Source organism: Bradyrhizobium sp. cf659, from assembly GCF_900113725.1.
Taxonomy (GTDB): Bacteria; Pseudomonadota; Alphaproteobacteria; order Rhizobiales; family Xanthobacteraceae; genus Bradyrhizobium.
The window spans coordinates 124,314-143,552 of sequence record NZ_FOQJ01000014.1; the positions used below are offsets into that span (position 1 = coordinate 124,314).

Genomic DNA, 19,239 nt, shown 5'->3' on the forward strand with positions numbered 1-19,239 from the left:
TCGTCTCATCCATCGGAGTCCCGCATGCCTCCCGCCGTTCTCGCGCTCACCGCCGGTGCCTTCGGCATCGGCACCACCGAATTCATCATCATGGGCCTCTTGCTTCAGGTCGCAGCCGACATGCACGTCTCCGTGCCGGTCGCGGGCCTGCTCATCTCCGGTTATGCGCTCGGCGTGTTCGTCGGCGCGCCGGTCTTGACGCTGGCGACGCGGCGGATGCCGCGCAAAACCGTATTGCTGGCGCTGATGGCGATCTTCACGCTCGGCAATGCCGCCTGCGCGCTGGCGCCGAACTACGAATTGCTGATGGCGGCACGCGTGCTGACCTCGCTGGCCCACGGCACTTTCTTCGGCGTCGGCTCGGTGGTGGCCACCAGCCTCGTCGCCGAGGACAAGCGCGCCTCGGCGATCGCGACCATGTTCATCGGCCTCACGGTCGCGACGCTTCTGGGCGTGCCCTTCGGCGCCTGGTTCGGCCTGATGCTCGGCTGGCGCGCGGCGTTCTGGGCGGTGACGGTGATCGGCGTGATCGCCTTCGCGGTGGTGGCCGCGTTCGTGCCCGGCCATGTCGGCAACGGCGACAAGCCGATCTCGCTTGCCGAGGAGATCGCGGTGCTCGGCCGTCCGCAGGTGCTGCTCGGCCTCGCCATGACCGTGTTCGGCTTCGCCGGCCTGTTCGTCGTCTTCACCTATATCCAGCCGATCCTGACGCGCTTCACCGGCTTTTCGGATGCTGCGGTCTCGCCGATCCTGCTGGTGTTCGGCGCGGGTCTTGCGATCGGCAATGTCGCCGGCGGCAAGCTCGCCGACCGCGGTCTGGCGCGGGCCCTGATCGGCACCCTCGCCGCGCTCGCCATCGTGCTGCTTGGCCTTGCCGCGGTGCTGTCGGTCAAGATCGCGGCCATCGTGCTGATCCTGCTGCTCGGCATCGCCGCCTTCGCAACCGTCGCGCCGCTCCAGCTTCGCGTGCTGGAAGCGGCCGGGTCCAGCGGCCGCACGCTCGCCTCGAGCCTCAACATCGCCGCGTTCAATCTCGGCAACGCGCTGGGCGCCTGGGCCGGTGGCGTCACCATCGACCGCGGGCTCGGCCTCGCCGCGCTGCCGCTGGTGGCGGCCGGCATCACCGCGGTCGGCCTCGTGCTGGCGCTGTGGAGCCTCCGGCTCGACCGCACCACGGCCGTCGTCGCGGCGTGCCCGGCGGAATAGGGAGAGCGATCATGGAATACCGCAATCTCGGCGCGTCAGGGCTCAGGGTCCCCGTCCTCAGCTTCGGCACCGGTACGTTCGGTGGCCAGGGCCCTCTATTCTCTGCCTGGGGCCGCAGCGGCACGGAGGAGGCGCGCAGGCTGGTCGACATCTGCCTCGATGCCGGCGTCAATTTGTTCGATAGTGCCGACGTCTATTCGAATGGTGCCTCCGAGGAGATCCTCGGCGCTGCGATCAAGGGGCGCCGAGACAAGGTGCTGATCTCGACCAAGATGAGCCTGCCGATCGGCGATGGCCCGTTCGATGCCGGCTCGTCGCGGCAGCGACTGCTGACTTCGGTCGACGCAGCGCTGCGACGGCTCGGCACCGACACGATCGACCTGCTTCAGCTCCATGCGTTCGACGCGTTCACGCCGATCGAGGAGGTGCTGTCGACCCTCGATACGCTCGTGCGTTCCGGCAAGCTGCGCTATGTCGGCGTCTCCAATTTCGCGGGCTGGCAGGTGATGAAGTCGCTCGCTATGGCGGACCGCCACGGCTGGCCGCGTTATGTCGCGCACCAGGTCTATTACTCGCTGCTCGGCCGCGACTATGAGTGGGAGTTGATGCCGCTCGCGCACGACCAGGGCGTCGGTGCGCTGGTCTGGAGCCCGCTCGGCTGGGGCCGGCTGACCGGAAAGATCCGGCGCGGAGAACCGCTTCCTGCGAGCAGCCGCTTGCACGCGACTGCGCAATTCGGGCCACCCGTGGACGAAGAGCGGCTCTATGCCATTGTCGACGTGCTGGATACGATCGTCGCGGACACCGGCCGCACCGTGCCGCAAATCGCGATCGCCTGGTTGTTGTCGCGCCCCACCGTCTCCTCCGTGATCATCGGTGCCCGCGACGAGGCGCAGCTGCGCGACAATCTCGGCGCGGTCGGCTGGTCGCTGAGCGCGGATCAGATCAAGCGTCTCGACGAGGCGAGCGCGGTGATGCCACCCTATCCCTATTATCCCTATCGCATCCAGGAGGGCTTTGCGCGGCTCAATCCGCCACTGGTGTGACGGGCCGCTAATAGAAGGCGGCAATCGCCGCGCCTAGTCCTTGCGGAAGGTTGGGCTCGCTCTTCAGCGTGTCCAGGAAGACAGGATCGCCCGCCACCGTGAGACCATCGAGCTTGATCGGATGCAGCGGCTCGGCGATCGCTGCGACCGCCGCCAGATCGGGACCGGTCCGGACGCCGTTATAGGCGAGCCGCGGGCGCAATTGGACATTGTTGCCGAACTGCTCGTCCAGCGCGAGGCGCCATCCGGTTCGCGACACCGTTCCGCTGGCGATCGCCGCGCTCATGGCAAGGCTATGCGGTTGCAGCGTGCCGAGATTGCCGAGCGCGGCGCCCAGGCGGCTCGTCGCCTCCGCCAGCGTGACCTTCTCGATCCCCGGATCCTGGTCGGGCGAGGTGAAATCGATCGTCCGCGCGCTCTTGCCGATCTTGAGGGGCTCGCCGCTTGCGCCGGCTTGCTGCATGGCCTTCTTCGTCCCGTAGCGCGGCCGTCCGCCGATCGTGACCAGGACGATATCCTGCTCGCGCGATTTGATCAGGTGGTCGTAGGGGTCGCCGGTCACTCCCTTCACCACCAGGAGATCGGCGAACTTGCCCTCGGCGATCGTCCCTAACTTTCCATCCCATTTCAGGATCGTGGCCGGATTGCGCGTCGCCATCGCGACGACGTCGTAGTCGCTGAAGCCGAGATTGAAATGTGCGGATACGACCTTCGCCGCCTTCAGCTCGCCCAGCAGGTTCTTGCTGCCGGAGGGCGACCAGTCCGAGCCCAGCGCGATGGTGAGGCCTGCCGTGCACGCGGCGACGACGTCGGTTGTCTTGCCATAGAGCAGCAGATTGCTCAGGGGCGACCACACGACCTTGGCATGGTTTTCGGCCATCGTTCCGAAGTCGGTCGCATCGAGTGCCGTGCAATGAATGCCGGCCAGCGAGGGTTCGATCGCCCAGTCTCCCGCGGAATTGCGCAAGGCGAGGAAGTGGCTGTGCGCCTTGGTGTCGATGCCTTCGCTGAGATGGAGCAGGAAGCACGCCGACGATTTGAGCTCGTGGTCGAACTTCGCCCAATCCTCGGCATCGATGTCGGGAATCTTGGAGTGTGCCCGCGGAAGATCGGGCGGGCTTCCGATCTCGGCCGCGCGTAGCGCCCCCTTGTAGTATTTGTGGATCGTGCCGCTCCAGTTCGACAGCGTGATCCCCTGGCTCGTCGTCGTTCCCGCGACCAGGCATTTGGCTTCGACATAGCGAACCAGAGCCGGCAACAGCGAGCCGTCGTCGGCAAGGGCGATCGCGCTCATGGGGCCGGTCACGGACGTCTTGTACGATTTGGCGTTCTGCCACTGGTCGCGATTGCCAAACAGTTGCGGCACGCGCCAGAGCGGCAGGATGTTGTAGCTGAGGTGATTGTGCAGCTCGATCAGGCCGGGATAGATGGTGCCGCCGGTGGCCATCGCGGCGACGGCCTCGAAGCCCGTTGGGGCCGGCTGTCCCTTGGGCAGGATCGCGGCGATCCGATTATCCTCGATGAAGATCGTCCCGTTCTTGATGACGTCGCCCTCGGTGGCCATCGTCACGATCCGGCCGGTCAGCGCCCATCGCTTCGGGGTTGCGGCCGGGCTCATGGAATCACCCCATCGGGAATGGTGATCGTGATCGTGCGCCGCTTGGTTGCAGCGTCAGCGCCTTGGCGCAGGGCCCACGGCGTATCTCCACGCATCCAGGCCGGCAGTCCCGCCGGAAGATCTTTTGCAATGATGTCGACGAGTTCGGACGGCTTGAAGGCGTCGCCATACGGCACGAGTATCGTCGGCACGTCGGGATGCTTGACCTCAGGCGCCAGCGCGGCGAGGGCGGCATTCCATTTGGTCAGCATGATCTTGGTATTCGCGGCCTGCGTCGCCGAATCATGCGCAGAGCTTTCCGGCCAGGTCGGATGCGTGATGTGCTGATACGCGAGGGTCTTGTAGGCCGCGCCGTCGGAGCTCTTGAGCCAGGCTTTCCAGGCCTCGTCCGCGAGGCCGCCGAGCGAGACGACGGCCTCGATGTTGCCGGGGCCCAGCACGGCCTTGAACCATTTGTTGCGATATTCGACGATGCCGGGCTCGTTCTTGTGCTTGGAGCCGCCGCTCTGGCCGTAAACGCTGTACAGGAAGGTGTTCACCATCACGTAGCTCTGCGTGATGCCGAGCTTGGCTAGAAAGCCCTGGGTCCGGCGGCCCGCGGTGCCGACCAGGATCCGGCGCACGATGGTCTCGTGCTGGGCGGGATCCTGGCCGACGATGAGGACGCGCGCCGATCCGTCGAGCCGGCCGCGGTGAAAGATCGGTCCCCATTCAATCCGGAAATCGTGGGGATCGTAGGCTTCAGCGCCGGGGTAGTTGGCGCACAGATCGCGAAAGGGTTGTTCGCCGTATCCGCCGTCGAATTCTGTGAGCATGGAAAATGCTCCAATCTGCCGATGTCGAAATAGCTGCGTCAAAAAAGCCTGGTCGTGATGCCGCAATCTTGGCGGTCGTTTGTTACGCCATTCAACCTCTATATGGGTCAAGACAGGGGGCGCAAAGGTTCACGAGCGTCTCTCGCTCAGGGGCCGTGACAGAGCGTCGCGACAACGCGCCATGCAGAAACGCGCCTGTACACGGTTGCGTGACCTCCATAACCTCCGCGGCGCAATTTCAGGAGATGCGACGTGGCGAAGACGACGGCGAGCAAGAATAAAAGTGTTTCAAGGAAAGTAACGAAGACCTCGAGCAAGAAGGCCACCACCCGCAAGGGCGCCGTCGCAAAACCTGCGAAGAAGACAGTCAAGAAGGCTGGTCCGCGCAAATCGGCCACGGCGCGCCGTCCCAAGGGACCGGTCTGGCAATGGTCTGCGGTCGACACCGCGGCCGCGATCCGCAACGGCGCAATCTCCGCGGTCGAGACTGTCGAGGCGCATCTGGATCGGATGCGCGCGGTCAATCCCAGGCTGAACGCGGTCGTTGTCGATCTCAGCAAGGAAGCGCTGAAGGCTGCGCATGCGGCCGACAAGCAGCGCGCCAAGGGCGGCGAGCTCGGCCTCCTGCACGGCGTGCCCATCACCATCAAGGAAAACGTCGATTACCAAGGCCGCCCGAACTTCAACGGCGTGCCCGCCAACAAGGGCCTCATCGCGCCGTCGGATGCGCCTGTTGTCCGCAACCTGAAGAAGGCCGGCGCGATCGTCATCGGTCTCACCAACACGCCGGAATTCTCCTTCCGCGGCTTCACCGACAATCCCCTGCATGGGCTGACGCTGAACCCCTGGGACCCTGATATCACCTGTGGCGGCTCCTCGGGCGGCGCGGGTTCGGCGGTGGCCGCCGGCATCGGCACCATCGCCCACGGCAACGACATCGGCGGCTCGCTGCGCTGGCCGGCGCATTGCAACGGCGTTGCCACCATCAAGCCGACGCAGGGCCGCATCCCCGCCTTCAACGGAAGCGCGACGGCCGAGCGGCCGATGCTGGCGCATCTGATGTCGGCGCAGGGGCCGCTCGCCCGCCACGTCGCCGACGTCCGCCTTGCGCTGGAGGTGATGAGCCAGCGCGATCCGCGTGATCCCTGGTGGGTGCCGGCGCCACTGGTCGGACCGAAGCCGAAGGGACCGATCAAGGTCGCGCTGGCGAAGATCCCTGGCGACATGGACGTCGATCCGTCCGTCGCGGCGGCGTTGCGCCAAGCCGCCGATCACCTCGAGCGTTCCGGTTATCGCGTCAGCGAGGTCGAGGTCCCCGACATCAACGGCGTCTGGCAGACCTGGTGCGACATCATCATCAACGAGACGATGGTGATGCAAGAGGCCGCGATGCTGAAGGTCACGACCGAGGATTTCCACAGGGCGTGGAACGGCATGAAGACCAAGGCCAACGTGCTCGATCTCAAGGCCTGGATGCAGGCGACGGCCGCACGCAACGGCCACATCCGCGCCTGGCAGCTGTTCTTCGAGGACTATCCGGTCGTGCTGGCGCCGACCACGGTCAGTCCGACGCCGGGCCCGCGCGACGACACGGTCAGCGCCGAGCGCGTGCAGCAGGTGTTCTGGGGCGGGATACGCTTCATCTCCGCGATCAACGTGCTGGGCCTGCCGGGCGCGGTGGTGCCGGTGGCGCTGCACGAGGGCAAGCCGATCGGCGTGCAGCTCATCACCGGGCGCTATCGCGAGGACCTCGCGCTCGATGCCGCGGCGGCGATCGAGAAGCGCGCGGGCACGCTCGTCCATCGCCTCTGGGAGACGATGGAGTAGGGGTTAGTCTCACCCTCTCTCCTCGAGCGATCTCGTGCATTGGAATTCGTGGATGCAACCCCTCATCCGGCGCTTCGCGCCACCTTCTCCCACAAGGGGAGAAGGGTAAGCACCGTACGAGGCGCAGCAAGGCGCGCATCAAATTCGTTAATCCAATTTGATGCGAATTTTAGCCAATTCACCAATAACCGTTAGGGTTACTTCCTCGATCTCTAGGCGAATTATTGCCCGCTTTACCACCCGCCTCTAACACGAGGACGGCGGACAACGCACCTGCCTCATACAGGCCAATAAGTGCGGCCCGCTCCACGCGGAGGTGGCACGATGCGCAACGAGACGATCGCTATTCACGCCGGCTATGAGCCCGAAGCCACCACGCATGCGGTTGCGGTGCCGATCTACCAGACCGCGGCCTACGCATTCGACAGCGCCGATCACGGCGCGGCGCTCTTCAATCTCGAAGCCGAGGGTTTCCGTTACAGCCGCATCGCCAATCCGACCAGCGCGGTGCTGGAGAAGCGCATCAGCCAGCTCGAAGGCGGCGTCGGTGCGCTCGCGGTCGCGACCGGCCAGGCGGCGCTGCATTTCGCCTTCGTCAACGTCGCCGATCACGGCGGCAACATCGTGTCCGTGCCGCAGCTCTACGGCACCACGCATACGCTGCTCTCGCACATTCTGCCGCGCCAGGGCATCACAGGCCGCTTCGCCGAGAGCGACAAGCCGGATGCAATCGAAAAACTGATCGACGAGAACACCCGTGCGGTGTTCGCCGAGACCATCGGCAATCCCGCCGGCAATGTCTGCGACATCGAGGCATTGGCGAAGATCGCGCACGCCCACGGCGTGCCGCTGATCGTCGACAACACGGTCGCAACGCCGATCCTGCTCAAGCCGTTCGACTACGGCGCCGACATCGCCGTGCATTCGCTGACCAAGTTCCTGGGCGGCCATGGCACCACGCTCGGGGGCGCCATCGTCGATTCCGGAAACTTCCCCTGGGCGAAACACGCCGACCGCTTCCCCGCCTATAACAAGCCGGACGCTTCCTATCACGGCCTCGTCTATGCCGAGCGCTTCGGCAGGACCGCCTATATCGAGCGCGCGCGCAGCGTCTATCAGCGCACCATGGGCTCGGTGCTCTCGCCCTTCAACGCCTTCCTGCTGCTCCAGGGCATCGAGACCGTGGCGCTGCGCATGGAGCGCCACGTCGAGAATGCGCGCAAGGTCGCCGAATTCCTCCGCACCGACCCGCGCGTCGCCTGGGTCAACTACACGGGCTTCCCGGATAGCCCCTATTATCCGCTGGTCCAGAAATATCTCGACGGCAACGCCTCCTCGCTGTTCACCTTCGGCATCAAGGGCGGCATGGAAGCCGGCAAGGCCTTCTACGATGCGCTGAAGCTGATCACGCGCCTCGTCAATATCGGCGACGCCAAGTCGCTGGCCTGCCATCCGGCCTCGACCACGCACCGGCAGATGTCGGCGGAGCAGCAGCGCGTCGCCGGCGTGCTGCCGGAGACGATCCGCCTGTCCATCGGCATCGAGCATGCCGCCGATATCATCGAGGACATCGACCAGGCGTTGGAAAAAGCCTGTCCGTCGTCGCGCCTCCAGGCCGCGGAGTAGGCGACGGCCCCGATGACGATCCTGATCGACAGGGATCATGGTATATCGAGCCCGGCGCTGGTGCCGGCCGAGGGCGATCCGGCGCGCGATCATGCCGGCGCCGAGCTCACCATCGGGCTGATCAACAACATGCCTGATCCGGCGCTGAAGGCGACCGAGCGGCAGTTCATGAAGCTGCTCCAGGCAGCCGCGGGCCCGCGCCGCATCCGCTTCCACTGCTTCTCGCTGCCCTCGGTCAGGCGCTCGCCCGAAGCGAAGTGGCACGTCGAGAGCGAATATTCCGATCTCGCGGATCTCAAGCGTCAGCGATTCGACGGGCTGATCGTGACCGGCGCCGAGCCGGTCGCGCCCGAGCTCGACCAGGAGCCGTACTGGCGCGACCTCACCGATCTGGTCGACTGGGCCAAGACCAACACGCGCTCGACGATCTGGTCATGCCTTGCCGCGCATGCCGCGGTCCTGCACCTCGACGGCATCGCGCGGCGACGGTTGCCGGCCAAGTGTCACGGCATCTTCGACTGCGAGGCCGTCACGAGCGATCCGCTGACGCATGCCGTGCCTGCGCCGCTCAAGGTTTCGCATTCGCGCCTGAACGAGATTGTCGAGAGCGACCTCGATCAGGCCGGTTATCGGGTGCTGACACGGTCGGCGCTGGCCGGCGTCGACGTCTTTGTCCGCCAATATGCCAGCCGCTTCGTGTTCTTCCAGGGCCACCCCGAATATGACGCATTGTCGCTTCAGCGCGAATATCTGCGCGACATCGGCCGTTACCTCGCGCGTGAGCGCGAGAATTATCCGCATTTGCCCGTGAGCTATTTTGACGCAGCGACGGAAGAGAAGCTGGTGCGCTTCGAGAAGCTGGCGAGACACCAGCGCCATCCGGCGCTGACCAACGACCTGCCGGCGCTGAACTTGCGCGCTGATATCGCCGCAGGCAGCGCGGCGGCGGCACTATTCCGCAATTGGCTGCAATATCTCGGTGCGGAAGCCGAGGCCGCGGTCCTTGCGCGCTAGCCCAAGGGCGTTGGTTCCGCGTTAGGATTACCCAAGCGTTAAGCTTGCCTCAACCGGCGCGCGAATGTTTCAGTAGAGAAATACAGAATCACAGGAAACGCAGTCGTGTGGTCGGCACTCCAGGGACGCGTGAGCAATCGGCTCGCCCGGCACTTCCGTGCCGCGCCGCACCGGCTGCCCGCCCATGCGCCGATGGTGAGCTTCACCTTCGACGATGCCCCCGATAGTGCCGCCGGCGAGGGCGCCTCGCTCCTCGAAGCGCATGGCGGCCGCGGCACCTACTACATCGCCGGCAGCCTGATCGATCGGCCGTCGGATCACTGGCATGGGCTGTCGAACGACGCGATCGTGCGGCTTCACCGTGCCGGCCACGAGATCGCCTGCCACACCTTTTCGCACCAGTGCGCGGTCAATCTCGACGAGGCCGCCATGACCCGCGAGATCGAACGGAACCGCAGCCATCTCCGCGCCATCGATTCCTCGATCACGCTGGAGAATTTCGCCTATCCGTACGGCCTCGCCTCGATCTGGCGCAAGCCGCAGCTCGCAAGAGCCTTCCGCTCGGCACGCGGCATTCTGCCCGGCGTCAATCGCGACGTCATCGACCTCCAGTTCCTGCGGGCCTCGCCGCTGGTCGATTGCGAGATCGATACGGCGGGCGTCGATCGTTATTTCGACGAGGCGGTCGAGAGCGGCGGATGGCTCATCTTCTACGGCCATGACGTCGCGAACGCGCCGAGTCCCTATGGCTGCACGCCGCGCCTGATGCGCCACGCGTTGGACGCGGCCGGCAAGCGCGGCATGCCGATCGTGACCGTCGCGGAGGCGCTGCGAAGGATCGGGGCGTAGCTCTTTCTTCCTTCTCCCCTTGTGGGAGAAGGTGGCGCAAAGCGCCGGATGAGGGGTCTGTTTCAGCGAATCAACCTCTATCGAATCCGTGGAGAGAACCCCTCACCCGTCTCGCCGCTACGCGGCGAGCCACCCTCTCCCACAGGGGGAGAGGGGAAGACTCGGCCTTGCCGCGCAAACAGTCTTGCCACGCCCGCGCCAGCATGCGACTGGCCTTGTGACGAATCCCACGGCCTCCGACACACCCATGAACGTCCCTTCCACCGCTCCGCTGCCCGCGCCGGCCAACGGCCGCGACGCGCTGTCGGTGCTGCATTCGGTGTTCGGCCTGCCAGGGTTCCGCGGCGCGCAGGGCGAGATCATCCGGCACGTCACCGATGGCGGCAATTGCCTGGTGCTGATGCCGACCGGCGGCGGCAAGTCGCTGTGCTACCAGCTGCCGTCGTTGCTGCGCGAAGGCTGCGGCATCGTGGTCTCGCCCTTGATTGCGCTGATGCGCGACCAGGTCGCCGGCCTGCTCGAGGCCGGGGTCAACGCCGCCGCGCTCAACTCGTCGCTGACGCCGCAGGAGGCCTCCGACATCGAGCGGCGCCTGATCGCAGGCGATCTCGACCTGCTCTATGTCGCGCCGGAACGGCTGGTGACGCCGCGCTGCCTGTCGATGCTGGCGCAGGCCAAGGTCGCGCTGTTCGCCATCGACGAGGCACACTGCGTCTCGCAATGGGGCCACGACTTCCGGCCCGAATATGTCGGCCTCTCCATCATCGCCGAGCGGTTCCCCGAGGTGCCGCGCATCGCGCTGACCGCAACCGCAGACGAGCTGACGCGGAAGGAGATTGTCGAACGGCTCCAGCTTGGGGGCAGTCCGCAATTCGTCTCCAGCTTCGACCGCCCCAACATCCGCTACGAGATCGTCGACAAGCGCAATGCGGTGTCGCAGCTCAAGGAGTTCATCCGGGAGCGCCATGCGGGCGACGCCGGCGTGGTCTACTGCCTGTCGCGCAACCGGGTCGAGGAGGTCGCCGCCGCGCTCGACGATGCCGGCATTGCCGCGCTGCCCTATCACGCCGGGCTCGACAGCAGCGTGCGCTCGCGCAACCAGGACCGCTTCCTCAACGAGGACGGCATCGTCATCGTGGCGACCATCGCCTTCGGCATGGGCATCGACAAGCCCGACGTGCGCTTCGTCGCGCATCTCGATCTGCCCAAGAGCATCGAGGCCTATTACCAGGAGACGGGACGTGCCGGCCGCGATGGCAAGCCGTCCGCGGCATGGATGGCCTATGGCCTCTCCGACATCGTGCAGCAGCGCCGCATGATCGACGAGTCCAGTGGCTCCGACGATTTCAAGCGCGTGTCGATCGGCAAGCTCGACGCGCTGGTCGGGCTCGCCGAGACCGCCCAGTGCCGGCGCAGGCGGCTGCTCGCCTATTTCGGCGAGATCGTTCACGGCGAAACCTGCGGCAATTGCGACAATTGCCTGACGCCGCCGAAGATGCGCGACGGCAAGGTGCTGGCGCAAAAACTGCTCTCCTGCGTCTATCGCACCGGCCAGCGTTTCGGCGCAATGCACCTGATCGACGTGCTGATCGGCCGCCTGACCGAGAAGGTCACGCAGTTCGGCCACGACAAGCTGTCGGTATTCGGCATCGGGTGCGAGCTCAACGAAAAGCAGTGGCGCACGGTGCTGCGGCAGCTCGTGGCGATGGGCCATTTGCAGAGCGACAGTGAAGCCTATGGCGCGCTGAAGCTGACGGACTCCGCACGCGGCGTGCTACGCGGCGAGACCGAGGTGTGGCTGCGCGAGGAGGCGCCCGGCACCCGCATCCGTTCCAGCCGCGCCAAATCCCGCCGCGGCGATCTCGCGCCTGCCGCAAGCGCCCCGCAAGGCGACGTCGATCCCGAGCTGCGCGCGCGGCTGCGCTCCTGGCGCTCGGATGTTGCGCGTGAACGCGGCGTGCCGGCCTATGTCGTGCTGCACGATGCCACCATCGACGGCATCGTGCGGGCCTGGCCGACTACGCTGGACGAGCTCCGCAACGTGCCCGGCATCGGCGACAAGAAGCTCGAGCATTACGGCGACGAGCTGCTGCGGCTGATCAGGGCGCGGTAGGGCGCGACCATCCCTCCACGTCGTCATCCCGGACAAGCGCAGCGAAGCGGGGCGCAGATCCGGGATCCATACCGCGTGATTTGTCTTGGGGCAGGCGCGACGACGTTCTTCGCCAAACTGCTCCCTGGGGTTATGGGTCCCGGCCTTCGCCGGGACGACAGCGGTAAATGAGGCGCGAGGCGGGCAACCTCAGCCGTTCCTGAACGCGTAGCCGTAGCCGTTGAGCGCGGGCGCGCCGCCGAGATGGGCGTAGAGGATCTTCGCGCCCTTCTCGAAATAGCCCTTCTGCGTCATGTCGATCAGACCCTGCATCGACTTGCCCTCGTAGACGGGGTCGGTGATCATGGCTTCGAGACGCGCGGTGAGGCGGATCGCTTCCTTGGTCTCTTCCGACGGCACGCCATAGGCGGGATAGGCGTAGTCCTCGATCAGCACGACGTCGTCTGCAACGACGTCCTTGCCAAGCTCGACGAGCTTGGCCGTGTTCTGCGCGATCGAAAGCACTTGCGCCTTGGTCTGCGCCGGCGTGAACGAGGCGTCGATGCCGATCACCTTTCGCGCGCGGCCGTCGGCGGCGAAGCCGACCAGCATGCCGGCATGGGTGGAGCCGGTGACGGTGCAGACCACGATGTAGTCGAACTTGAAGCCGAGCTCGGCTTCCTGCTTGCGCACTTCCTCGGCGAAGCCGACGTAGCCGAGCCCGCCATATTTGTGCACGGAGGCGCCGGCGGGAATCGCGTAAGGCTTGCCGCCCGCGGCCTTCACCTCCTCGATCGCCTGCTCCCAGCTCTTGCGGATGCCGATGTCGAAGCCGTCGTCGACCAGGCGCACGTCGGCGCCCATGATGCGCGAGAGCATGATGTTGCCGACGCGGTCATAGACGGCGTCCTCGTGCGGCACCCAGGCTTCCTGCACCAGGCGGCACTTCATGCCGATCTTGGCGGCGACGGCTGCGATCATGCGGGTGTGGTTGGACTGCACGCCGCCGATCGAGACCAGCGTGTCTGCGTTCGAGGCGATCGCGTCCGGGATGATGTATTCGAGCTTGCGCAGCTTGTTGCCGCCATAGGCGAGGCCGGAATTGCAGTCCTCGCGCTTGGCATAGATCTCGACATTGCCGCCGAGATGCTTCGACAGTCGCTCCAGCTTCTCGATGGGCGTCGGGCCGAAGGTCAGCGGATAGCGCGCGAATTTTTCCAGCATGGTCAGGTCATCCCCGTGGGTGTTGAGCTGGCCGCAGCGACTAGCATAGGCGGTAAGGAATGTGCTCTCGAATGCTGCGCCAATATCGCATGTTTTCTTGCGAATATTGGAGCTTTTGCTATCATTTCTTCCGAAAACTTATCAAAGATTGGAAGCTTCTTCCATGTCGTCCCGGCTAGATCGCGTTGACCTTAAGATCTTGAGATTGCTGCAAAATAACGGCCGGTTCAGCAATGCCGAGCTGGCCGAAGCCGTCGCGATCAGCCCCGCCACCTGCCATCGCCGCACCCAGCGCCTGTTCGAGGACGGCTTCATCGCCGCCGTCCGCGCCATGGTTGCCCCCAAGAAGGTGGCAAAGGGGACCCTGGTCATGGTCGGCGTCGTGCTGGACCGCTCGACGCCGGAAAGCTTTGCCATCTTCGAGCAGGCGATCGCAAAGCTGAAATTCGTGCTCGACTGCCACCTCGTCGCCGGCGACTTCGACTATTTCCTCAAGATCCGCGTCGGCGACATGGAGGACTTCAACCGCATCCATGGCGAGCAGCTCATCGCGCTGCCCGGCGTGCGCCAGACCCGCACCTTCTTCGTGATGAAGGAAGTCGTCGACAACGCGCCGCTGGAGTTTTGAGCGGGAGCTATTGATGCGCGCTGCGCATCATGAGAGATTCCTTCGATGCAATCACCTCCCTTCCGTCAGCAAAATCCTGTCGCACCGGCCTATCGGCGCGGCTGGGTGGACGAAGCCGTGGCCGCGATCGAGGCCGACCAGTGCCGCACCGCCGACACGCATCTGATCCGGCTGATCGTGCCGGCGCTATCAGGCATCGACATCTATCTGAAGGATGAATCCACGCACCCGACCGGCAGCCTGAAACACCGGCTGGCGCGCTCGCTGTTCCTCTACGCGCTCTGCAACGGCCACATCCGCGAAGGCACGCCCGTCGTCGAGGCCTCGTCGGGGTCGACCGCGGTGTCGGAAGCCTATTTCGCGCAGATGATCGGCGTGCCCTTCTACGCCGTGATGCCGCGCACGACCTCGGCGGAGAAGATCGCCGCGATCGAGCATTATGGCGGCAACTGCCATCTGATCGACGACGGCCGCGCGCTGTATGCGCAGGCCGCCGCGCTTGCCACCCGCCTGAACGGCCACTACATGGACCAGTTCACCTTCGCCGAGCGGGCCACCGATTGGCGCGGCAACAACAACATCGCCGAATCGATCTTCACGCAATTGCAGGGCGAGCCGCGACCGCTGCCGGACTGGATCGTGATGGGGGCGGGCACCGGCGGCACCTCGGCCACCATCGGACGATACTTGCGCTACCGCCAGTATCCGACACGGCTGTGCGTCGCCGACGTCGAGCATTCAGCCTTCTTCGATTGCTTCCGCACGCAGGACCGTTCCCATGTTTGCGACCGCCCGTCACTGATCGAGGGCGTCGGCCGGCCGCGCTGCGAGCCGTCCTTCGTGCCGGGCGTGGTCGATCGCATGATGAAGATCCCGGATGCGGCAACGATCGCGGCGATGAACGTGCTGTCGCGCCGGCTGCGCCGCGCGGTCGGCGGCTCCACCGGCACCAATTTCCTGGCGCTGTGCCGGCTCGCCTCGGAAATGCGCAACGCGAACGTAACAGGGTCGCTGGTGACGCTGATCTGCGATTCCGGTGAGCGCTACCGGCAGACCTATTATGAGCCCGCATGGCTGAAGGCGCGCGGCCTCGATCCGGCGCCGTTCGAGGCAGCCCTGTCGTCGTTCCTCGACACCGGGCAGCCATTGGCACTCGCGGTCGACGACGTCGTCAATCCGCAGGGCGCACGAAGCTCCGAGGCCTCATAACCGGCGTCTCCCTGGCATTTGCAAAATTGCACGGTCGTCACGGCAACTTCACTTGCCATGCCTGCGCACGCGGGCGACCGTCACCGCTTCTCAACGAGGAGATCCTGCCGTGCGCCTTCCCATTCTCGATCCGAAAGATCTGACCGACGAACAGAAGCCGCTCTATGATGACATGCGGGCCGGCATCAAGGACCATTTTAAAGGCTTTGTGAACATGCGCGACGACGGCGCGCTGCTCGGGCCCTGGAATCCCTGGATCCGCGAGCCGCGCTTCGGCAAGCCGGTATGGGAGCTGGTCAAGGTGATCGCGTCGAACCCGCTGCTGCCGGCGCCGGTGCGCGAGGTCGCGATCCTCGTCACCGGCTCGCATTTCCGTTCCGGCTACGAGCTCTATGCCCATGTGCTGGTGGCCGAGCAGCGCGGCCTCTCCGACGAGAAGCTCGCGACCATCGTCGCCGGGCAGCGGCCGGTGGATCTCACTAGGCAGGAGGCGGTCGCCTACGACGTCGCATCGGCGCTGGTCGGCGGCGGCGTGCTGCCGGAACTGACCTGGCGCGCCGCGGTCAAGGAATTCGGCGAGCATGGCGCGGCCGAGCTGTCCTATCTCGTCGGCGTCTATTGCATGGTCTCGGTCACCCTTAACACCTTCGACGTGCCGGTGCCGGAATAGCCGGACGTATCCGCCGGTTCTGGACCGGACGGGCCCGCGAGGCTACCCTGCCGCCATGGCGACGCATTCGTCGTTCACGATCGAAGTGCAAGATAATAGGGAATGAAAGCCATGAAGACGTCACGTCGCATCTTGCTCGCTGGAATCGCAGGGCTCGCCGTCGTTCCGAACGCAATGGCCACGGCGGCGCCGACGCCCGTGACCGACGACACGACGGTGGCCGAGGAGCGCTTCGCGCGGATGATCGCAGCAGCGCACGCGCCCGATGTCACTTGCGCGCGCCAGGCCGAACGTTACGCGGACGCGCATTGGCCGGAATACGTCGTGGCGGCACGCGCTGTGCTCGACGCACGGGCGTGACCCTTGCTTCCTTCTCTCCTCGTGGGAGAAGGTGGCATAGGCGGCCTACGGCCGCCGCTCCCAGAGAACGCCGAAGCGAGGCTTCGGCCATGGCGCCGGTTGAGGGGTTCTATCCGAGAATTCAGACGCGAGAGATTCGCGCGGCGAGAGACCCCTCACCCGTCTCGCCGCTAAGCGCCTCACTTCTCCACCGCCCGCCGCACCTGTTCGCCGATCTGCGACAGCACGAGTTGTGCCTGCGGCAGGATCGCACCCATGGCGTGGAAATTGTGGACCATGCCGTCATGGCAGACGTGCTCGACGGTGACGCCTGCGGCGAGCAGCTTGCGCGCATAGGCATTGCCTTCGTCGCGCATCGGGTCGAACTCGGCGGTATGGATGATCGCGGTCGGCAGCCCCGCAAGGCGGGTCGCGCGCAGCGGTGAGATGCGGGGATCGGCGGCATCGATGTCGCCGGGCAGATAGTCGGCGAGATCGGCTTCGATCGTGATGCGATCGATCAGATGGCCCTCGGCGAACGCCTCGCGCGAAGGCGAGGTCTCCTCGAAATCCAGCACCGGGCAGATCAGGCATTGCGCGACGATGGAGAGGCCGGCGTTCTGCAGCGCCTCCTGGCACACGATCGCGGCAAGCGTAGCGCCGGCGGAATCGCCGCCGACCACGAGGCGTTCGGCGTCGATGCCAAGGGACGACGCTTCGCGCGCGACCCATTCGGTGGCGCCGATCGCGTCGTCCACCGCGGCGGGGAATTTGTGCTCCGGCGCAAGGCGGTAGTCGACCGAGACCAGGCGGCAGCCGGTGGCATGCGCAAGCGCGGCCGCGATGCGGTCGTGCGTGGCGATGCTGCCGGCGACCAGGCCGCCGCCGTGAAAGAACACGAAGCCCGGCGCGCGCTCGCTGGCGCTTGCGGGCGAATACAGCCGATAGGGAAGCTCTCCGCCGGGGCCGGGCAGCGTGCCGTCGGACGCAGTCACGTCAGGCGCGTCGGCGCGCGCAAACTGCATCAGCTTGGCCAGCGACTGCCGCCGCGCCTCGACGCTCGGCCGGCTTCGCGCCTGCGGCCCCGCCGCAGCCATCATGGTCAACAAACGCTTCGCGAGCGGATCGAGCGGCATGGAGGACTCCGTAACGTGGCCGGCATTATATCCGGTTTGCTCCTCAATGTTATTTCGCCTCGATGCTTACCCCCGAGGAGGGGGAGGGTGGTCATTTCCCGCAGGGAATCATTTAGAAATTGGGATAATAGTGCCCGGATATTTTCAAGGGAGGCCGGTCATGGCCGAGATCAAGAAACCCATCGAATATTCGCCGAGCTGGACCTTCTTCGAGGGCAAATGGCACGACGGCAATGTGCCGATCATGGGCCCGCGCACGCATGCGGCCTGGCTCGGCTCGGTCGTGTTCGACGGCGCGCGCGCGTTCGAAGGCGTCGCACCCGATCTCGACCGTCACGTCGCCCGTGCCAATCAATCCGCGGTCAACTTTGGCCTGAAGCCGGTGGTCGATGCCGGCACCTGGCTCACGCTCGCAAACGAAGGCATCGCGCGTTTCGCGGCGAATGCCGAGCTTTACATTCGTCCGATGTATTGGGCGCAGAACGGGGCGGGCGGCGGCGTGCTGTTCGACCCCGAGACCACCAACTGGTGCCTGTGCATCTACGAGGCGCCGATGCCCAAACCCGTCGGCAACGCCATCACGCTGTCGCCGTTCCGCAGGCCGACGGCCGAGTGCGCGCCGGTCGAGGCCAAGGCAGCTTGCCTCTATCCCAACAATTCGCGCGCGCTGGCGGAGGCCGCTGCGCGCGGCTTCCAGAACGCGTTGATGCTCGACATGCTCGGCAATGTCGCCGAGTTCGGCAATTCCAACGTGTTCATGGCCAGGGATGGCGTGGTGTTCACGCCGGTGCCGAACGGCACCTTCCTCAACGGTATCACGCGCCAGCGCGTCATCGGCCTGCTTCGCGCCGACGGCGTCACCGTAGTCGAGAAGACGCTGCGCTATGCCGACTTCCTCGCCGCCGACGAGATCTTTTCAACCGGCAATTTCGCCAAGGTCGCGCCCGTGATTCGGATCGACGAGCGCGAGCTGAAGCCGGGCCCGCTCTACACCAAGGCGCGCAAGCTCTATTGGGACTTTGCGCATGCGGTGAAGCTGGCGGCGTAGGGCCAAACGTCGTCCTGGCGAAAGCCAGGACCCATTACCCCAAGGGGTAGTTTGGCGAAGACTCCTCGTCCGGGACTGCTCTCGAACGCGACCGATAGATCACGCGGTATGGGTCCTGGCTTTCGCCAGGACGACTTGGTCGGAGCAGGAAGCGCGCTTTGGCGCGCCGAAAAGCCCTACTCTTCCTTCTTCGACATCCGCTCGAGGCGTTCCTGCATTTCCTTCATCTGCTGGCGCAGATCGTCGATGTTGCTGTCCTTGGTCGGCTCGGCGCTCGCATCGGGCTCAGGCTCTGGCGCAGACGCCGGGCGGACCGCGCCAGGCGCGAACGGCTTGAACATCGAGAAGGTCTGCTGGAACAGCTCCATGTTGCGGCGGACCTGTTCCTCCAGGGGCGCGAAGGGCGTGCCGGACAGCGTGTTGGCGATCTGCTTGCGGAACTTCTCCTGCTCCTGGGTCAGCGTCGCGATCGACTGTTCCAGATATTTCGGCACCACCATCTGCATGCTGTCGCCGTAGAAGCGAATGAGCTGGCGCAGGAAGGTGGTCGGCAGCAGGTTCTGGCCGGCCTTGTTCTCCTGCTCGAAGATGATCTGGGCCAGCACGGAGCGGGTGATGTCGTCGCCGGACTTGGCGTCGTAGACCAGGAAATCTTCGCCATCCTTGACCATGGCGGCGAGGTCTTCCAGCGTCACATAGGTGCTCGTTCCGGTGTTATAGAGCCGGCGGTTCGCGTATTTCTTGATGGTGGTGGGTTGGTCTGATTTCGCCATGGGCTCTCACTTGCAAGACGCTGAGAACGGGAACCCGGCGGCCAATGCCGCAGGGCGGGAAGAGTACGCAACGCAACAAAATAAGCATTTTCAAAGGGGTCACGCTACCGTTTTGTGCG

17 protein-coding genes are annotated in these 19,239 nt (G+C 65.4%); 12 read left to right on the forward strand and 5 right to left on the reverse strand.

The window, feature by feature from the left end; genetic code table 11:
* Positions 1-24: 24 nt before the first annotated feature.
* Positions 25-1,206: an MFS transporter gene (locus BM118_RS35870; RefSeq protein WP_177235001.1), complete on the forward strand. Its 1,182-nt coding sequence runs from the start codon at positions 25-27 to the stop codon at positions 1,204-1,206.
* A gap of 11 nt (positions 1,207-1,217) precedes the next feature.
* Entirely contained in the window at positions 1,218-2,252 is a 1,035-nt protein-coding gene (locus tag BM118_RS35875) for an aldo/keto reductase (protein WP_092192157.1), read from the forward strand.
* 7 nt (positions 2,253-2,259) lie between these two features.
* On the opposite strand, the gene BM118_RS35880 is transcribed toward BM118_RS35875, so the two are convergent.
* Both BM118_RS35880 and BM118_RS35885 read right to left on the reverse strand, forming a co-directional pair.
* Positions 2,260-3,870, reverse strand: coding sequence for an amidohydrolase family protein (locus BM118_RS35880; protein ID WP_092192159.1), 1,611 nt, complete (start codon positions 3,868-3,870; stop codon positions 2,260-2,262).
* The gene (locus BM118_RS35885; RefSeq protein WP_092192161.1) at positions 3,867-4,685 is read right to left on the reverse strand and encodes a uracil-DNA glycosylase family protein; all 819 of its coding nucleotides are present in this window, start codon (positions 4,683-4,685) and stop codon (positions 3,867-3,869) included. Before BM118_RS35885 ends, BM118_RS35880 begins: the two co-directional genes overlap by 4 nt.
* A 252-nt stretch (positions 4,686-4,937) precedes the next feature.
* Here BM118_RS35885 and BM118_RS35890 point away from each other — a divergent pair, with 252 nt between their 5' ends.
* The 5 genes from BM118_RS35890 to recQ all read left to right on the forward strand — a co-directional run bounded on the left by BM118_RS35890 (position 4,938) and on the right by recQ (position 12,114).
* The gene (locus tag BM118_RS35890) at positions 4,938-6,512 is read left to right on the forward strand and encodes an amidase family protein (RefSeq protein WP_092192163.1); all 1,575 of its coding nucleotides are present in this window, start codon (positions 4,938-4,940) and stop codon (positions 6,510-6,512) included.
* A 324-nt stretch (positions 6,513-6,836) separates the two neighbouring features.
* Positions 6,837-8,138, forward strand: coding sequence for an O-acetylhomoserine aminocarboxypropyltransferase/cysteine synthase family protein (locus BM118_RS35895; protein WP_092192165.1), 1,302 nt, complete (start codon positions 6,837-6,839; stop codon positions 8,136-8,138).
* A 12-nt stretch (positions 8,139-8,150) separates the two neighbouring features.
* A complete protein-coding gene (gene metA, locus BM118_RS35900) occupies positions 8,151-9,152 on the forward strand; it encodes a homoserine O-succinyltransferase MetA (RefSeq protein ID WP_092192167.1) in 1,002 nt (333 codons plus the stop codon).
* Between the two features lie 105 nt (positions 9,153-9,257).
* Complete coding sequence (locus BM118_RS35905) at positions 9,258-10,001, forward strand: polysaccharide deacetylase family protein (protein ID WP_092192169.1); 744 nt, start codon at positions 9,258-9,260, stop codon at positions 9,999-10,001.
* Between the two features lie 247 nt (positions 10,002-10,248).
* Complete coding sequence (gene recQ / locus BM118_RS35910; RefSeq protein WP_092192171.1) at positions 10,249-12,114, forward strand: DNA helicase RecQ; 1,866 nt, start codon at positions 10,249-10,251, stop codon at positions 12,112-12,114.
* 189 nt (positions 12,115-12,303) lie between these two features.
* Here the strand turns inward: recQ and BM118_RS35915 are convergent, their stop codons facing one another.
* A complete protein-coding gene (locus tag BM118_RS35915) occupies positions 12,304-13,317 on the reverse strand; it encodes a 1-aminocyclopropane-1-carboxylate deaminase (RefSeq protein WP_092192173.1) in 1,014 nt (337 codons plus the stop codon).
* A 163-nt stretch (positions 13,318-13,480) separates the two neighbouring features.
* Here BM118_RS35915 and BM118_RS35920 point away from each other — a divergent pair, with 163 nt between their 5' ends.
* The 4 genes from BM118_RS35920 (at position 13,481) to BM118_RS35935 (ending at position 16,184) form a co-directional block, all read left to right on the forward strand.
* Positions 13,481-13,945 carry an Lrp/AsnC family transcriptional regulator gene (locus BM118_RS35920; RefSeq protein ID WP_092192175.1) on the forward strand — a complete coding sequence of 155 codons (465 nt, stop codon included), beginning with the start codon at positions 13,481-13,483 and terminating at the stop codon, positions 13,943-13,945.
* A 45-nt stretch (positions 13,946-13,990) separates the two neighbouring features.
* Entirely contained in the window at positions 13,991-15,154 is a 1,164-nt protein-coding gene (locus BM118_RS35925) for a PLP-dependent cysteine synthase family protein (protein WP_092192178.1), read from the forward strand.
* 109 nt (positions 15,155-15,263) lie between these two features.
* The gene (locus BM118_RS35930; RefSeq protein WP_092192180.1) at positions 15,264-15,824 is read left to right on the forward strand and encodes a carboxymuconolactone decarboxylase family protein; all 561 of its coding nucleotides are present in this window, start codon (positions 15,264-15,266) and stop codon (positions 15,822-15,824) included.
* Between the two features lie 111 nt (positions 15,825-15,935).
* Positions 15,936-16,184 carry a hypothetical protein gene (locus BM118_RS35935; RefSeq protein ID WP_092192305.1) on the forward strand — a complete coding sequence of 83 codons (249 nt, stop codon included), beginning with the start codon at positions 15,936-15,938 and terminating at the stop codon, positions 16,182-16,184.
* Between the two features lie 179 nt (positions 16,185-16,363).
* Here the strand turns inward: BM118_RS35935 and BM118_RS35940 are convergent, their stop codons facing one another.
* A complete protein-coding gene (locus BM118_RS35940) occupies positions 16,364-17,299 on the reverse strand; it encodes an alpha/beta hydrolase (protein ID WP_092192182.1) in 936 nt (311 codons plus the stop codon).
* Positions 17,300-17,459: 160 nt separating this feature from the next.
* Here BM118_RS35940 and BM118_RS35945 point away from each other — a divergent pair, with 160 nt between their 5' ends.
* Positions 17,460-18,347: a branched-chain amino acid aminotransferase gene (locus BM118_RS35945; protein WP_092192184.1), complete on the forward strand. Its 888-nt coding sequence runs from the start codon at positions 17,460-17,462 to the stop codon at positions 18,345-18,347.
* A gap of 176 nt (positions 18,348-18,523) precedes the next feature.
* Here the strand turns inward: BM118_RS35945 and phaR are convergent, their stop codons facing one another.
* Complete coding sequence (phaR, locus tag BM118_RS35950) at positions 18,524-19,120, reverse strand: polyhydroxyalkanoate synthesis repressor PhaR (RefSeq protein ID WP_092192186.1); 597 nt, start codon at positions 19,118-19,120, stop codon at positions 18,524-18,526.
* Positions 19,121-19,239 lie beyond the last annotated feature (119 nt).

Excerpts from the sequence above, each read along its gene's own strand:
- BM118_RS35920 (WP_092192175.1), top strand. The coding sequence starts at position 13,481 with ATGTCGTCCCGGCTAGATCGCGTTGACCTTAAGATCTTGAGATTGCTG.
- BM118_RS35945 (WP_092192184.1), top strand. The coding sequence starts at position 17,460 with ATGGCCGAGATCAAGAAACCCATCGAATATTCGCCGAGCTGGACCTTC.
- BM118_RS35935 (WP_092192305.1), top strand. The coding sequence starts at position 15,936 with ATGAAGACGTCACGTCGCATCTTGCTCGCTGGAATCGCAGGGCTCGCC.
- BM118_RS35915 (WP_092192173.1), bottom strand. The coding sequence starts at position 13,317 with ATGCTGGAAAAATTCGCGCGCTATCCGCTGACCTTCGGCCCGACGCCC.
- metA (WP_092192167.1), top strand. The coding sequence starts at position 8,151 with ATGACGATCCTGATCGACAGGGATCATGGTATATCGAGCCCGGCGCTG.
- BM118_RS35870 (WP_177235001.1), top strand. The coding sequence starts at position 25 with ATGCCTCCCGCCGTTCTCGCGCTCACCGCCGGTGCCTTCGGCATCGGC.
- BM118_RS35875 (WP_092192157.1), top strand. The coding sequence starts at position 1,218 with ATGGAATACCGCAATCTCGGCGCGTCAGGGCTCAGGGTCCCCGTCCTC.
- phaR (WP_092192186.1), bottom strand. The coding sequence starts at position 19,120 with ATGGCGAAATCAGACCAACCCACCACCATCAAGAAATACGCGAACCGC.
- BM118_RS35925 (WP_092192178.1), top strand. The coding sequence starts at position 13,991 with ATGCAATCACCTCCCTTCCGTCAGCAAAATCCTGTCGCACCGGCCTAT.
- BM118_RS35880 (WP_092192159.1), bottom strand. The coding sequence starts at position 3,870 with ATGAGCCCGGCCGCAACCCCGAAGCGATGGGCGCTGACCGGCCGGATC.
- recQ (WP_092192171.1), top strand. The coding sequence starts at position 10,249 with ATGAACGTCCCTTCCACCGCTCCGCTGCCCGCGCCGGCCAACGGCCGC.
- BM118_RS35885 (WP_092192161.1), bottom strand. The coding sequence starts at position 4,685 with ATGCTCACAGAATTCGACGGCGGATACGGCGAACAACCCTTTCGCGAT.
- BM118_RS35940 (WP_092192182.1), bottom strand. The coding sequence starts at position 17,299 with ATGCCGCTCGATCCGCTCGCGAAGCGTTTGTTGACCATGATGGCTGCG.
- BM118_RS35895 (WP_092192165.1), top strand. The coding sequence starts at position 6,837 with ATGCGCAACGAGACGATCGCTATTCACGCCGGCTATGAGCCCGAAGCC.